At 64.3% G+C, this 15,464-nt stretch carries 14 protein-coding genes; 1 reads left to right on the top strand and 13 read right to left on the bottom strand.

Annotated elements, in window-relative coordinates:
* Positions 1-6: 6 nt before the first annotated feature.
* The 9 genes from phoU to SO139_RS11540 all read right to left on the bottom strand — a co-directional run bounded on the left by phoU (position 7) and on the right by SO139_RS11540 (position 9,286).
* Positions 7-723 carry a phosphate signaling complex protein PhoU gene (gene phoU / locus SO139_RS11580; protein ID WP_449377721.1) on the bottom strand — a complete coding sequence of 239 codons (717 nt, stop codon included), beginning with the start codon at positions 721-723 and terminating at the stop codon, positions 7-9.
* A gap of 11 nt (positions 724-734) precedes the next feature.
* Positions 735-1,553, bottom strand: coding sequence for a phosphate ABC transporter ATP-binding protein PstB (gene pstB, locus SO139_RS11575; protein WP_449377722.1), 819 nt, complete (start codon positions 1,551-1,553; stop codon positions 735-737).
* Positions 1,550-2,395: a phosphate ABC transporter permease PstA gene (pstA, locus tag SO139_RS11570; RefSeq protein WP_449377723.1), complete on the bottom strand. Its 846-nt coding sequence runs from the start codon at positions 2,393-2,395 to the stop codon at positions 1,550-1,552. Before pstA ends, pstB begins: the two co-directional genes overlap by 4 nt.
* Before the next feature lies 1 nt (position 2,396).
* Complete coding sequence (pstC, locus tag SO139_RS11565; protein ID WP_449377837.1) at positions 2,397-3,386, bottom strand: phosphate ABC transporter permease subunit PstC; 990 nt, start codon at positions 3,384-3,386, stop codon at positions 2,397-2,399.
* 192 nt (positions 3,387-3,578) lie between these two features.
* Positions 3,579-4,589 carry a phosphate ABC transporter substrate-binding protein PstS gene (gene pstS / locus SO139_RS11560; RefSeq protein ID WP_449377724.1) on the bottom strand — a complete coding sequence of 337 codons (1,011 nt, stop codon included), beginning with the start codon at positions 4,587-4,589 and terminating at the stop codon, positions 3,579-3,581.
* 143 nt (positions 4,590-4,732) lie between these two features.
* Positions 4,733-6,031: an ATP-binding protein gene (locus tag SO139_RS11555; protein WP_449377725.1), complete on the bottom strand. Its 1,299-nt coding sequence runs from the start codon at positions 6,029-6,031 to the stop codon at positions 4,733-4,735.
* A 34-nt stretch (positions 6,032-6,065) separates the two neighbouring features.
* Complete coding sequence (locus SO139_RS11550; RefSeq protein WP_449377726.1) at positions 6,066-7,121, bottom strand: putative bifunctional lysylphosphatidylglycerol flippase/synthetase; 1,056 nt, start codon at positions 7,119-7,121, stop codon at positions 6,066-6,068.
* Between the two features lie 472 nt (positions 7,122-7,593).
* Positions 7,594-7,890, bottom strand: a complete 297-nt coding sequence (locus tag SO139_RS11545) for a hypothetical protein (protein ID WP_449377727.1) — start codon at positions 7,888-7,890, stop codon at positions 7,594-7,596.
* 1 nt (position 7,891) lies between these two features.
* Positions 7,892-9,286: an OmpA family protein gene (locus SO139_RS11540; RefSeq protein WP_449377728.1), complete on the bottom strand. Its 1,395-nt coding sequence runs from the start codon at positions 9,284-9,286 to the stop codon at positions 7,892-7,894.
* 165 nt (positions 9,287-9,451) lie between these two features.
* Here SO139_RS11540 and SO139_RS11535 point away from each other — a divergent pair, with 165 nt between their 5' ends.
* Entirely contained in the window at positions 9,452-10,510 is a 1,059-nt protein-coding gene (locus SO139_RS11535) for a polysaccharide deacetylase family protein (RefSeq protein ID WP_449377729.1), read from the top strand.
* Between the two features lie 75 nt (positions 10,511-10,585).
* On the opposite strand, the gene boxB is transcribed toward SO139_RS11535, so the two are convergent.
* From boxB to SO139_RS11515, 4 genes are all read right to left on the bottom strand, one after another.
* Positions 10,586-12,037, bottom strand: a complete 1,452-nt coding sequence (gene boxB, locus SO139_RS11530; protein ID WP_449377730.1) for a benzoyl-CoA 2,3-epoxidase subunit BoxB — start codon at positions 12,035-12,037, stop codon at positions 10,586-10,588.
* Between the two features lie 144 nt (positions 12,038-12,181).
* Positions 12,182-13,870 (bottom strand): 2,3-epoxybenzoyl-CoA dihydrolase, encoded by a 1,689-nt coding sequence (gene boxC, locus SO139_RS11525; protein ID WP_449377731.1) that lies wholly within the window; start codon positions 13,868-13,870, stop codon positions 12,182-12,184.
* A 115-nt stretch (positions 13,871-13,985) separates the two neighbouring features.
* Entirely contained in the window at positions 13,986-14,513 is a 528-nt protein-coding gene (locus SO139_RS11520) for a DUF309 domain-containing protein (RefSeq protein WP_498540071.1), read from the bottom strand.
* A gap of 21 nt (positions 14,514-14,534) precedes the next feature.
* Positions 14,535-15,353: an alpha/beta fold hydrolase gene (locus SO139_RS11515; RefSeq protein ID WP_449377733.1), complete on the bottom strand. Its 819-nt coding sequence runs from the start codon at positions 15,351-15,353 to the stop codon at positions 14,535-14,537.
* Positions 15,354-15,464 lie beyond the last annotated feature (111 nt).

The following is a 15,464-nucleotide window of genomic DNA, read 5'->3' as shown; positions in this document are numbered from 1 at the left end:
CGCTCCTTAAGTGTTCGGCACGGTCGTGGCGAAGGTCGTCATGTCGCCCTTCGGGCGCTTGTCGGCGATGGCCTGACCTTCGATCATGTAAAAAACGGTCTCGGCGATGTTGGTCGCATGGTCGCCGATCCGCTCGATGTTCTTGGCGCAGAACATCAAATGGATGCAGAACGAGATGTTGCGCGGATCCTCCATCATGTAGGTGAGGAGCTCGCGGAACAGCGAGGTGCAGATCGCGTCGACCTCCTCGTCGCCTTTCCACACCACCATCGCCGCCGGCAGGTCATGCGCGGCATAGGCGTCCAGCACCGACTTCACCTGCTGCTGCACGAGGTCGGTCATGTGTTCCAGGCCGCGGAACAGCTTTAGCGGATGGAAATCGGTCTCGAGCGCGGCGACGCGCTTGCCCATGTTCTTGGCAAGGTCGCCGATCCGCTCCAGATCGGTCGCGACGCGCATGGCGCCAACGATCTCGCGCAAGTCGACCGCCATCGGCTGGCGGCGCGCGATCGTGAGCACGGCGCGCTCCTCGATCTTCTTCTGGAGCGCGTCGATCTCGGCGTCGGTTGCCACCACGCGCTGGCCGAGCGCGACGTCACGGCGGATCAGCGCATCGACGGAATCGACGATCATGCGCTCGGCAAGGCCGCCCATCTCCGCAACGAGCCGCGTGAGCTCTTGCAGGTCGGTGTCGAAGGCCTTTGCGGTATGTTCAGAAGCCATTTCCTGTCTCCTCAGCCGAAGCGGCCGGTGATGTAGTCTTGGGTACGCCGGTCGCTGGGCGACGTGAAGATCTTGCTGGTCTCGTCGAACTCGATCAGCTCGCCGAGATACATGAAGGCGGTCTTGTCCGAGACGCGCGCCGCCTGCTGCATGTTGTGGGTGACGATCGCGATCGTGTAGTTCTCGGCGAGCTCCTGGATAAGCTCCTCGACCTTAGCGGTCGAGATCGGATCGAGCGCCGAGCAGGGCTCGTCGAACAGGATCACCTCGGGACGCACCGCCACGGTGCGGGCGATGCAGAGACGCTGCTGCTGGCCGCCGGAGAGCGACAGGCCGGAGGCGTTGAGCTTGTCCTTGACCTCGTTCCACAGCGCGCCGCCGCGCAGCGCCTTCTCGACGCGGACGTCCATCTCCGATTTGGAGATCTTCTCATAGAGGCGGATGCCGAAGGCGATGTTCTCGTAGATCGTCATCGGGAACGGCGTCGGCTTCTGGAACACCATGCCGACCCGGGCGCGCAGCAGGTTGAGGTCGAGCTTGGAGTCGAGGATGTTGGTCTGGTCCAGCATGAGCTGACCGGTGGCGCGCTGTCCCGGATAGAGATCGTACATCCGGTTGAAGATGCGCAGCAGGGTCGACTTGCCGCAGCCGGATGGGCCGATGAACGCCGTGACGCGATTGGTGCCGAGCGTCAGGTTGATGTTCTTCAGCGCGTGGTGCTCGCCATAATAGAAGTTGAGATTGCGCACCGTCACCTTGGCCGGAGCCTCGGGCAGCGTCGGAGACGCCTGACGCCCGGTGGAACTTACGGAAACGGACAGATCGCTCATTTTGCAGTCCTCTCGGCGCCAAGAATGCGCGCGCCAATGTTCAGGGCAAGCACGGTCAGGGTGATCAGCAGCGCCCCGCTCCAGGCCAACTGCTTCCAGTAGGCATAGGGGCTCTGCACGAAATTGTTGATGGTGACCGGCAGGTTCGCCATCGTCTTGTTCAGGCTGAGGCTGAAGAACTGGTTCGACAAGGCGGTGAACAGCAGCGGCGCGGTCTCGCCGGCGACGCGTGCGGTGGCGAGCAGCACGCCGGTGATGAGACCGGAGCGCGCCGCGCGGTAGGCGATCCGCTTGATCACCAGCGAACGCGGCAGCCCAAGAGCAGAAGCCGCCTCGCGTAGCGCGTTCGGCACCAGCAGCAGCATGTCCTCGGTGGTGCGCAGCACGACCGGGATCACGATGACGGCCAGCGCCAGCGCGCCGGCGATCGCCGAGAAGCCGCGCATCGGCACCACCACCGCACCATAGATGAACAGGCCGATGATGATGGAGGGTGCCGACAAGAGGATGTCGTTGATGAAGCGGATTACCGAGGTCAACTTGTCGTTGCGACCGTATTCGGCGAGATAGGTCCCGGCGAACAGGCCAAGCGGCGCGCCGATGCCGACGCCGATCACGGTCATGATGATCGAACCGATGATGGCGTTGCGCAGGCCGCCTTCGGTCGAGCCCGGAGGCGGAGTGTCCGCGACGAAGATCTGAAGGTTCAGACCGGTGAGGCCGTTGTAAAGCAAGGTGATCAGGATCAGCGCGAGCCAGGTGACGCCGAAGGCGGCGGCAGCGATGCAGAGACCACGGATGACGATGTCCTTGCGGCGGCGGCGTGCGTAGATCGGGTTCATGTTACTTCCCCGCCTTCTTTTCGAGACGCAGCAGCATCAGCCGCGCGCCGGCGAGCACGAAGAACGTCAGCACGAACAGCAGCAGGCCGAGCAGGATCAGGCCGGACTGATGCAGGCCGTCGCTTTCGGCGAACTCGCTGGCGATCGCCGCCGAGATGGTCGTGCCTGGGGCGAAGATCGACGACGAGATGCGGAAGGAGTTGCCGATGATGAAGGTCACCGCCATGGTCTCACCCAGCGCACGTCCGAGTGCCAGCATGACGCCGCCGATGATGCCGACGCGCGTGTAGGGGATCACCACGCTGCGCACGACTTCCCAGGTGGTGCAGCCGACGCCATAGGCGGCTTCCTTCAGGACCGGCGGCACGGTCTTGAACACGTCGACCGAGATCGAGGTGATGAAGGGAAGCACCATGATCGCGAGGATCAGCGAGGCGTTGAACAGGCTGAGATAGGACGGCGGGCCGGCGAAGATCGCGCCCAGCACCGGAACGCCGTCGAACAGCTTGATCATGAAGGGCTGGAAGGTGTTGGCCAGGAACGGACCCAGCACGAAGAAGCCCCACATGCCGTAGATGATCGAGGGAATGCCGGCGAGCAACTCGACCGCCATGCCGATCGGGCGGCGCAGCCATTGCGGGCAGAGCTCGGTGAGGAAGATCGCGATGCCGAGGCCGACGGGAATGGCGATCAGCATTGCGATGAAGGAGGTGACGAGCGTGCCGTAAATCGGCCCGAGCGCGCCGAGCACCGGCGGATCGGCAGAGGGCGCCCAACGTTGGGTCCACAGGAAGGCGAGGCCGTATTCCCTGATGGCCGGGAAGGCGCCGACGATCAGCGACACGATGATGCCGCCGAGGATCAGGAGGACCGAGATCGCGCTGAGCCGCGTGATCCAATAGAAGGTCATGTCGCCGAGCTTGAACGCGCTCAAGGCCTTGGCGCGATCATATGGTCCGGCGTCGTCGACGATATCGCTTTGAACGGCCATCTCTGCCACGCCGATCCCCTGTACCAATTTATCTACGCTTATTGTCGGTCTCGTGCCCCGGATGCGGCGCAGCGCGAAGCGGTGCGACGCTGATCCGGGGCCGAAGTTATTGCACCCAAAGTCTTCTGGGTCCCGGCTCAGCGGCGCGTCATTTCATGCCGTACCGCGTCCGGGAGACGAGAGCCGCTGCGATCAGCTCTTGATCTCGGCAGCCCAGGTCTTCTCGATCAGCTGGACGACGCTGTCCGGCATCGGGATGTAGTCGAGCTCCTCGGCCGCCTTGCTGCCGTTCTTGAAGGCCCAGCGGAAGAACTTGATGGCTTCCTGCGAGGCCGCCTTGTCGGTGGCGTCCTTGTGCATCAGGATGAAGGTCGCCGCGGTGATCGGCCAGGACTTGTCGCCGGGCTGGTCGGTCAGGATGACGTAGTAGCCCGGAGCCTTGCCCCAGTCGGCGTTGGACGCGGCCGCCTGGAAGGCCTCGACGGTCGGCTGCACCGGCTTGCCGGCCTTGTTGACGAGACCGGTGTAGGTCAGCTTGTTCTGCTTGGCATAGGCGTACTCGACATAACCGATCGAGTTCTTGGTCTGGCTGATGTTGCCCGACACGCCCTCGTTGCCCTTGGCGCCGACACCGACCGGCCATTCGACGGCCGTGCCCTCACCGACCTTGCTCTTCCAGTCCGCGCTGGCCTTGGAGAGGTAGTTGGTGAAGTTGAAGGTGGTGCCCGAACCGTCCGAGCGGCGGACCACGGTGATCGCGTCCGACGGCAGCTTCACGTTCGGATTGAGCTTCTTGATGGCAGCATCATCCCACTTGGTGATCTTGCCGAGGTAGATGTTGGCGAGGGTCTCGCCGTCGAAGGTCAGCTCGCCGGCCTTCACGCCCTCGATGTTGACCACGGGGACGATGGCGCCCATGACCATCGGCCACTGAACGAGGCCGTCCTTCTCGAGCTGCTCGGCCTTGAGTGGCGCATCGCTGGCGCCGAAGGTCACGGTCTTGGCCTGGATCTGCTTGATGCCGCCGCCGGAGCCTATCGACTGATAGTTCAGACCGTTGCCGGTCTCCTTTTTGTAGGCGTCAGCCCACTTCGAATAGATCGGGAACGGGAACGTCGCGCCGGCGCCGGTGATGTCGGCAGCGAAGGCCGACGTCGATGCGGCCACCAGGCCAGCAGCGACGATAGTTTTGATGAAATTCATGCTGGTCTCCATAGTGGGGAGCGAAGCGCCATGCGCGCCCGATCGCGCTCCCGCGCCGCCCCTTTAGGAGCGATCGGTAGTGCTTTTACGAAGGTTTCGTGACAGTCGGATGACAGGCTTAAGCGCCTGAGATAGCTGGATTTTCAGCTTGCAGCTGGGGGCTTGGCCTGGGGAAAACAGGCCGTGAAAGTGGCGCCCTGTTTGAGCACGCTTTCGATCAAAAGCCGGCCGCGGTGCCGGTTAACGATATGTTTCACCAGCGATAATCCGAGGCCCGTCCCGCCCTGCGAGCGACTGTCGCCGACGTCAACCCGGTAGAACCGCTCGGTCAGCCTTGGCAGGTGTTCCGGTGCAATTCCGGGGCCGAAGTCGCGCACCAGGACGCGGATTTCCGGCGAGCCGTCAGCCGCCGTGACCATGCCGAGCGAGACGATCACCCGCCCGCCCGAGGCGCCGTATTTCAGCGCGTTCTCGATCAGGTTCTCGAACAGCCGCAACAATTCCTCGCGGTCGCCCGCGATCATCACCGCCGTCTCCGGCAGATTGATCTCGACGTCCACCTGCCGCTCGCGCGCCAGCGGTTCGAGCCCATCAGCGACCTGGCGGATGATCGGCACGACATCGACCAGCGTGTCGGGCCGCACATGCGCCGACAATTCCACCCGCGAAAGCGACAACAGATCGTCGATCAGGCGCGCCATGCGGGTCGCCTGGGTGTGCATGATGCCGAGGAAGCGCTCGCGCGCCCTGGGATCGTCCTTGGCCTGGCCCTGAAGCGTGTCGATGAAGCCGGAGAGCGCGGCCAGCGGCGTGCGCAGCTCGTGGCTGGCATTGGCGACGAAATCGGCGCGCATCTCCTCGACCCGGCGTAGCGGCGTCTGATCGTGGAAGGTCATCAGCATGCATTTGTCAGCGCCGCCGAACGTGGTCGGCACCGGAACCGGTGTGATGATCAGCTCCATCCAGCGGTCGACCGGCACGTGATCGAGATAGTCGGCGCGGCGCGGCTCGGATGTAGCGATCGCCTCGCGCAGCGCGGTGATGATCTCCGGCGAGCGCAGCGCGAACTGGGCGAGCTCGTTCTTGCGCAGCGCTGGCGCGAGCTGGGCTGCGGCAGCATTGAGATGGATGACGCGCCCGGCGCGATCGAGCAGCACGGCCGGGTCCGGCATGCCCGAGACAACCGCGGCCACCGCCGCGTTTTCGACCGGGTTGATGCGGCGGACGTCGTCGCGCGAGGCGGCGGTATCGTGCAGGCGCCAGGGGATCAGCGCGGCCGCGGCGATGCAGAGAAACACCGCCACAGCCCGCGTCGCCGACAATTCCCCGAGCGAGACCACCACCGACAGCGCCAGCGCCGCCGCGATCAGGATGATCGCCGAATGCCGCAGCCGATCGGACCAGGGCTGGACCGAGGGAGAAGGGTGGGCGTCGATCGCCATCGGGGCAGGCTTCTCCTTAAGAATTGTAGGCCGGTCAGGCGCTCTTGTCGCTGCGCTCTCTCACGTAAGCGGCTTCGCGCGCAGGGCCGGGATCGAGCTTGAGGGCCGCCTGCTGCAGGCGTTTCGATCGGGCTCCGATAATAACCTCTCGAAACGTCAGCAAGATTACAGATATGACAAAGGGCGAAAGATAATAGAGGACGCGGAACAGCAGCATTCCCCCGAGGAGCTCCTCGCGGTCCATCTGCCACAGCCCGACCAGCATGGCGGCATCGAATACGCCGAGACCTCCGGGGGAGTGGCTGGCGAAGCCGAGCAGTGTGGCGGAGACGAAGATCACAGCGACCACGACGAAGCCGAGATTGGGCTCGTCCGGCACCAGCACGTACATCGCGAGCGCGCAGAAGCCGAGATCGACGATGCCGATCGCGATCTGGAGCAGCGTCAGCGGGCCGCCCGGCAGCACCACCGTCCATGGACCACGACCGACCACGCGCGGCTGGGTCCAGACCCACACGACATAGGCGACCAGCGCGACGATGATCGCCATCGCGACCAGCCGGTTGAGCCAGGGGGGCAGCTGGTCGATCGAGGCCGCAGCTTCGGGGTGATAGGTGATCCCGAGGCCGAGCACGGCGGCGTTGCCAAGCCAGAAGGTCAGGCCGGCGAGGAAACAGATCTTGGCGACGTCGATCGCGTTGAGGCCCCAGGCCGAGTAGATGCGATAGCGCACCGCGCCGCCGGTGAAGACGCTGGCGCCGACATTGTGGCCGATCGAGTAGCTGGTGAAGGCCGCGAGCGCATTGATGCGGTAGGGCACATGGGCGTGGCCGATCGCACGCGTCGCGAACAGATCGTAGAAGGTCAGGGTGAAATAGCCGGCGGCCACGAACAGCGCCGCCATCGCAATCTGGCTCGGCTCGGTGCTCTTGATCGCCTCGACCACCTCGTTGAAGTCGATGCCGCGCAGCATGTGATAGAGCACGTAGCAAGCGATGCCGATGACCGTCACGCTGATCACGACGCCAAGCTTATGCAGGATTTGCTTCTGGCGCAGAAACGTCATGGCCCTGCGTATGGCTTCCAGCATCTAGACCTCGAACTACGCTTCCGCGGCCATAGCGGCCGGCGAACGGGCGAACGTACAGATAGCCGGCGACCCCTTGGCGCCGGCTCCAGCTTCGCGCATGCTCCCCGACCCTCCAGTAGCGCGTTTTGGGCCGGAGTGGAATTCGCCAATAAGCGCAAAAACGCGTTTCTTCAATATTTTAGGCGGGTATCCGCGCTTGCCTTGCACCGTTTGGCTCTTTTCCGCGACGGCCTCTGCCGAATCTGTATCGCGATCCTGCGTACGGGCCGTGAAGTTTTGATGATTTCACCCGGACAATGTTCCGCTGCGGCTTAAGCCGGCGTCAATCTTTGGCCCCGCGATCGGCGGTGGTAAAGGCAGGCCGGAACGCGATTTGGCATGCGCCGAAGCGCGGCGACCCTGTGCGGCGCCCAAGGCGCAGTCATCAGGGCAGTCCGGCGCCTTGCGCATAGGCAGGGTGCAAGCGCAAAGCTCAGGCCGCGGGCGCGCTGCGCGAGACGACCCGGTCGCGGAGGCATGCGCCGATGGTGCAGCCGACGAGATAGCAGCCGAACATGGTAAGGCCGAGGTCGAGCCAGTAGCCGAAGCGGCCGGGGACCACACGGGCGAGCGCCGCCGCGACGAGGGCCGCCGCGAGGACCGCGAGCCAGCGCGCAAGCACCTTCGAGGTGCCGTTACCGCGCTGGACCACCGAGATCCAACCCATCGCCAGCCCGAGCAGCAGCGATCCGACCAGCCAACCCCAATGGAACGCCAACAGAAATGACATGTCATCTCACCAGAAATTCGATGCGGCGGTTTTGTGCCTTGCCTTCGTCGGTATCGTTGCCGGCGACCGGCTGCGTGCTGCCATAGCCGACTGCCGTGAAGCGATCGGCCGGAAGGCCCGCCTTGACGAGATAGTCGATCACCGCCTGGGCGCGCTTCTCCGACAGCGCCTGATTGAAGGCATCCTCGCCGTCGGAATCGGTGTGGCCCGCCACCTCGATGGTGGCGTTCGGGCACCGCAGCGCCGTTTCGATGAGGCGATCGAGGAGACCTGCGGAATCCGGATCGATCGTGGCGCGCTTCGGCTCGAAGCGGATCTTGCCCTTGGTCAGGAGCTCGGAGAACAGCTGTTGACAGACCGTGCCGTCGACCGGACCTGCGGCGGGCTTCACGGTGATTTCCGGCTTGTACTGCCAGGTCTTGGGAAAATCCTTGCCGAGGCCTGCGCGGATATCGGCTGCCGCGCCCTCATAGAGCGCATCGCCCGACAGCTTCACCTCACGATCCGTCACCACCAGCGTGCCGGTCGAGAGCCGTGACAGAGCCCCAAGCGCGGCAACCACCGAATTGCCGAACGAAGCAGGCGCGCCAATGCTGGCCTTGAGATTGTCGACGACCTTCTCGCCGAAGAATTTTTGCCCTGCCGCCGTGGCGATGACCGCGTGGACGTTGTTGTCGGGGACGTAGCCGGTTAGCGTCACGGTCGCCGCGACCGGATCCTTGTAGGCCTGGAAGATGTAAGGCGGCGCCTTGATGTCGTTGGTCGCGACCGAAATACCCTCAGGCAAATTCTTCAGCGCCGCCGCAATGGCTTCTCGGCCGCCGAGTTCGCGCGCCATGCCGGACAGGCTGACGTTGGTGTCGGATATCGTGATCTTGCCGTCCTTGAGCTTGCCGACCTGGTCGAGCAGGAGCATCGCGGCATTTTCGAAGCGCGGCGGCGCACCGCGCGCCAATCCCATCTGATCGGCGACCTCGATGCCGCCGAGGTCCTTGCGGGCGGCCTCCACCAGCCGGCCCTTCACCCCCGGCAACGGCGCGCTGCCGGACAGGGTGACCCGGACGACGTCCCGTTCGGCGTTCCAGACGAAGGGCTTGGCCTCGGGAACCAGCCGGGTCTGGTCGTCGACCAGACGCACGCCCGGCACGGTTTCGACCGCCGTGACGGCGTCGCGGCGGCCCTCCTCCGAGAACGCTTCGGCGGCAAAAGTGACGTCGCGGCCGGCCACCGCGATCCGGGTCTTGTCCAGAACGGTGTTCTTCAGCGCGGCAGCGGAGCGGGCAGACAAGTCGGCTTCCAGCGGCAAAGTGTCATTCCAGGCCGCAATTCCCCACATGATGGCCAAGGGGATCAACCCCGGCCACCATTTGCTGGCCCACTTGAAAAGCTTCTGCATTCGACGACCCGAACCTCTGGAACCGGAGACAAAACAAACCCTTGACGGGCTGTCAAACCGGAAATGGCGGCCTTGTGAAGGCTCTGGATGAGCAACCGGACTAACTTTTTCTTCAAGGGTCTTCCCCTAGGTTGACCGTGGAATGCCGGGGTCAACCAGCCTTCGATGAAACAACTGCGCAACAACGTCATCCGCGTCGGGCTGGAAGCACTCTATTTCAGCGGGGCGCACCACCTCCTGCGGCCGCTGCTCGCCGGCGTCGGCGCCATTTTCATGCTGCACCATGTGCGACCACCTCGGGAGGATGCGTTCCAGCCCAATCGGCATCTCGAGGTCACGCCGGACTTCCTGCGCGCCACGCTGTGCCATCTGCGCTCGCACGACATCGACATCATCTCGATGGACGAATTGCATGATCGGCTCGCGCAGGGCCAGTTCACCCGCCGCTTCGCTGCCTTCACGCTCGACGACGGCTACCGCGACAACCGCGATTTTGCCCTCCCCGTGCTGCGCGAATTCGGCGCACCTTCGACCATCTATGTCACGAGCGATTTCGCCGAGGGGACCGGACGTCTCTGGTGGATCGCACTTGAGGCCGTCATCGCCAAGGCGAGTCACATCGACGTGCAGATCGGCCATGCCGCGCTCCGTCTCGATGCGACGAGCGCGCCTGCGAAACAGGCCGCGTTCGACCGCATCCATGACTGGCTGCGCGCGTTGCCGGGCGAGCACGACCTTCAGCGCGAGATCACGGCGCTCTGCACGAAGCACGGTGTCGACATGGCGGCGCTCTGCCGCGACCTCTGCCTGTCCTGGGACGAGCTGAAGGCGCTGGCGGCGGATCCGCAGGTCGCGATCGGCGCCCACACCATCAGCCATTGCAACCTTGCCAAGCAGAGCGAGGAGATTGCCGCGCAGGAGATGGCGGTGGGCCGCGTGCGCATCGAGCACGCGCTCGGACGCCCCGTGCAGCACCTCGCCTATCCCTATGGCGACCGCCATGCCGCGGGCGAACGCGAATTCGCGCTGGCCGCGGCGAGCGGTTTCAAGACCGCGGTGACCACGCGCCCGGGCATGTTGTTCGCCGAAAATGCCGGTTACCCGACCGCACTGCCGCGCGTCTCGCTCAACGGCAATTATCAGGATGCCCGCATCCTGCCGGTGCTGACCTCGGGCGCTGCCACCGCAATGTGGAACGGCTTCCGCCGGTTTGCGGCGGCGTAGCCTCCCTCTCCGCTGTCGCCGCGGCAAAGGCCGGGACGACATCGAAGGGCCTGGCGTGCTGTCGTGTCCAGCGACCTACGACTCGATCTTCACATATTCGAAATCGCCGGGCTTGTTGTCGATGCCGACTTTCGGCGGCGAGATCCAGGACGCGAACTGGCCGATCTCGGTGACGGGCTTCATCAGGGAAGCGATGAAGTCGCCGTCGTTCGTTGACGGCAGCCAGTCGTCCTTGCGCTTGGCCCAGGTGGCGTCGTCGATCAGGATGCCCTCGGGCGTGGCGTGCACGTCCTTGAACTCGCCGATGTGCCGGTGGAACGTGACGTGCGGCACCGTCAGCTTGAAGTCGTAGCCCGCCGTCGAGATCACCTTGTTCCAGCGCAGCATGCCCTTGACGCAGTCCTGGGTGTAGTCGTCGCGCAGCCGCATGTTGAGCGCTGTCAGCGCCGGCTCGTCGACCATCTTGATCTGGCCGTCGACGAACTTCATGACCGGGTAGGTCGCGGTCTTGAGCTGGTGATCGTCCTCGATCGAGGTTTCCTTGTAGCGGCCCTTGATACCGGCGTTGAACGCGTTCGCAGCGTTGGTCGATACTTCCGAGCCGAACAGGTCGAGCGACAGTGAATAGTGCAGGTTCAGCTTCTTCTGGATGGTCGGCAGGTCGATGACGCCGAGCGCACGCACCTTGGCGATGTCGTTGGGGTCGGAGATGCCCGCCTCGCTCATCGCCTCGCAGGTCCGCTGCACCACGCGGGTGATGCCGGTCTCGCCGACGAACATGTGGTGCGCCTCTTCGGTCAGCATGAAGCGGCAGGTGCGCGACAACGGATCGAAGCCCGACTGCGCGAGGCTGTGCAGCTGCATCTTGCCGTCGCGGTCGGTGAAATAGGTGAACATGAAGAAGGACAGCCAGTCGGGCGTCGCCTCGTTGAAGGCGCCGAGCATGCGCGGCGCATCCGCGTCACCCGAGCGACGGCGCAACAATTCGTCCGCCTCCTCGCGGCCGTCGCGGCCGAAATATTTCTGCAGCAGATACACCATCGCCCAGAGGTGACGGCCTTCCTCGACATTGACCTGGAACAGGTTGCGCATGTCGTAGAGCGAGGGCGCGGTCTTGCCGAGATGGCGCTGCTGCTCGACGGAAGCGGGTTCGGTGTCGCCCTGGATCACGATCAAGCGGCGCAGCATCGCGCGATGCTCGCCGGGGACCTCCTGCCAGGCCGGCTCGCCATAGTGCTCGCCGAACGGCACGACGCGGTTCTCTTCCTGGGGAGCAAGGAGGATGCCCCAGCGATAGTCGGGCATGCGCACATAGTCGAACTTGGCCCAGCCGCGCGGATCGACCGAATAGGCGGTGCGCAGGTAAACGAGCGATTCCTGGAAGCCGTCCGGGCCCATGTCGCTCCACCAGTCCATGTAGCCGGGATGCCAGCCTTCCAACGCCTTCAGCACCTGGCGGTCTTCGGCGAGATTCACGTTGTTAGGAATCTTGGTCGAGTAATCGACGTTCATGATGTTCATGTTCATGGCCGTGCTCCTTGCGATCTCGTGTCCCGGACGCGGTGCAACGCGAAGCGTTGCGCCGGTGAGCCGGGACCCATATGGTCCGTCCGGGTCCCGGTTCTGCGCAGCGTCACTTCGTGCCGCAGCGCGCCCGGGACGCGAAAGTCATCAAACCCGCGTCATATCGAATTTCGGCTTCTGGCCGCTGCCGTAGCGGCGCAGCGCGCCTTCCTCACCGACCGCGTTCGGGCGCTGGAAGATCCAGTTCTGCCATGCGGTCAGGCGCGCGAAGATTTTTGACTCCATCGTCTCCGGACCAACGAAGCGCAGGCTCGCTTCCATGCCGGTGAGGCTGTCGGGCGAGAAGCTCGCCCGCTCCTCGAGGAACACGCGGACCTCGTCGTCCCAGTCGATGTCGTCGAGCGCGAAGGTGACGAGGCCAAGCTCCTCGGCCTCCTCGGCGTCGAGGCTGATCCCGACGGTGGCTTCCGCCCGCTCCACATCGGACGGATCGGCCTGGAAACGCGATTGCAGGCGGGTCAGCCCGTGGCTCATCGGATAGGGGCCGAAATTCATCGCGGAGAGCTCGATCGAGGGCGGCGGACGATTGTCGCCCTGGCGGGTGCCGATCAGCATGTACGAGCGGTCGGCGGCGAAGACGAGCTCGGCGAGCGTGCCGGCAAAGCAGGAGCCGGGCTCGACCAGCGTCACCAGCGTGCGCGAGGTGACGTCGATGCGCTTGAGCACGCGCTTCCAGTAATGGCGGATCTCGTTGACCAGCCAGTGCGTCTTATTGGCTTCGAGGAAAGCGTCGCAGGCGAGCACATGGGCGCGCTCGCCATGGCTCTTGAACACGAGCATCGCGACCTCGAGCTCGTTGATGCGCAGGTGCAGGATCGCATCGTCGAGCTCGCGCGCGACCTGGAGCGGCCAGAAGGATGCGCCCTGCGCCAGCAGGCCGTCGATGTCGGCAGGCGGGGCAGCCTCCGGCGCCTTGATCGAGATGGTGGCGATGCGCGCGGCGCGATCGATATCGACGCTCACGAAGCCATAGCTGATGCTGGTCTCATCGATGATGCGCTTGAGCGGGGTGAGCGCAATGCCCTCGCCGCTTCCCTTGCGCTTGGATGACGCTGCAAATTCCTTGGCGCGCTCGGTGATCTTCGCCTCGAGCTTGGAGTTCGGGGCGATTTCGTCGACGAGCCGCCAGGCGACGGCGCGCTTGCCCTTCACGCCTTCCTCGATGGTGCAGAAGAAGTCGGCGTGGTCGCGGCGCACCTTGCGCTTGTCGACGACGCGCGTGAGCCCGCCGGTACCCGGCAGCACGGCAAGCAGCGGCACTTCGGGCAGCGCCACGGCGGAGGAGCCGTCATCGGCAAGGATGATGTGGTCGGTTGCGAGCGCCAGCTCATAGCCGCCGCCGGCGGCCGAGCCGTTCACGACAGTGATGAAGCGCTGGCCGGAATTCTCCGAGGAGTCTTCCATGCCGTTGCGGGTCTCGTTGGTGAACTTGCAGAAGTTGACCTTGTGGGCATGGGTCGAGCCGGCGAGCATGCGGATGTTGGCGCCAGCGCAGAACACGCGGTTCTTGGCCGAGCGCATCAGCACGACCTTCACTTCGGGGTGCTCGAAGCGCAGCCGCTGGATCGCATCGGCAAGCTCGATGTCGACGCCGAGGTCGTAGGAATTGAGCTTGAGCTGGTAGCCCTCGAACAGGCCGCCGTTTTCGTCGACGTCCATGGTCAGCGTCGCGACCTCGCCGGCGATCGCGAGCTTCCAGTGCCGGTAGCGCGACGGATCTGTCTGGAAATCGATGAATTTCGCACCGCCTGCGAGACGACGATCTTCCCCGGCCATGGGCCACCCTTGAGCTCGATTATGCGCGTCTGGCTTTAACCTTTTCATGCAAAATAGTGCATCTTTCAGGCCGCGTCTAGTCCGTTGCGATCAATACATGCATTTTGCTTCATGATTACTCGGGGCGCGGAATCGTCCCGAGCGGGACCCAATCGGCCTTCGACAACAGCTTCGGGCGGCCGAGCTTGGCCTGGAGAAGAGCGACGAGCGCCTCGGTCGGAAAGCGGTCGACGAAGCCGTCACCGGCTGTGGATGCCTTGCGTGTCCGGAGCTCGCGCAGCTCCTCCAGCGCCTCGCCAAACAGGCGCGAGGCCGAATGCGGCCTGACGATGCGCAACCGCAGATTCGCGTTGGCAACATAGATGCAGGCGCGGAGCAGGATGCGCTCGCGGCCACGCTGGGGAGCTGCCGCCCACACCGCTTCCAGGACCTCCTGCGATTCCCAGAAGTAGCCGCGATCGTTCAGCGCGAGTCCATAGCGCAGCGCGGGATGTCGTGCCGGCACATGGCCGCGGAACGCCGGCGGCACGAGCGCCTTGGCCATGTCGAGCGTTTCGCAATCGGCGTCGAGATCGGTTTCACCGGGCACATAGGCCCATTGCGGCCACGGCAAGGAGCCGGCCACGGGTGGTCGCGCAATCATCGGAGCGAAGCCTCCGATGATTCATGCCGCATGTCCCTCAAGACCCCGGTCGGCGCGCAACGCCGCCTGGGCAAATTCTGCAATAGCGTCAAGCGTCGCCCCCGGCGCTTCACGATGCGGAGCGTGCCCCGCCTCTGAAATGACTTTCAAATCTACCGGACAATAACATTCTTCCTGCGCAATCTCGACCTGTCGCATGGTCCCGTATTGGTCATCCACACCTTGAACGACCAGGACGGGGACGCGGATATAGGCGAGGTACTCGGAAATATCCCAGTTGCGGAATTTTGGGTCGAGCCAGGCGCCGTTCCAGCCATGAAAGGCGTTATCGACGTCCTTGTGCCAGCGCGCCAGTTTCGCTCTTAGATCAGTGGTCTCGTAGGTCCTCTTGATCTCGGCGATCGACTTCACCGAGATGTCCTCGACGATGAAATGCGGCGCGATCAGCACAAGGCCTTGCAGGCGGTGATCCTGATGTGAACCTGCGTAAATAGTCGCGATCGAGGCGCCGTCGGAATGGCCGAGCAACAGTCCGCGCCTGAAGGCAATCGCGTCGAGCACCCCCGGCAACACGTCGAGCGCCTCGCGATGCATGTAGTCGAGCGTTCGCGGCAACGTCACCGAGCTCGACTGACCATAGCCCGCCCGCGAATAAAGGAAGATGCCGGCGCCGGTAGCGGCCTGCAGCTTTTCCGGAAAGTCGCCCCATAAGCCGACTGAGCCGAGCCCCTCATGCAACATGACGATGGTCGACGCATTCGCGGATTTCGGCGCAAGCCATTTGTATTCGAGGTTGGCGCCGCCGATGGTGAGGAAGCCTGTGGGGGCGAGATTGGTCATGCTGTCACTCTGCTCTCCGTCGTCATGCCCGGGCTTGACCCGGGCATCCACGTCTATCCTCAATCACGGTGGCGCGTGGATGGCCGGGACAAGCCCGGCCATGACGACCTG

The sequence above is a fragment of the Bradyrhizobium sp. UFLA05-89 genome, from assembly GCF_059803475.1.
The sequence above is the reverse complement of the archived record's forward strand: the minus strand, read 5'-3'. Positions and strand labels throughout refer to the sequence as shown.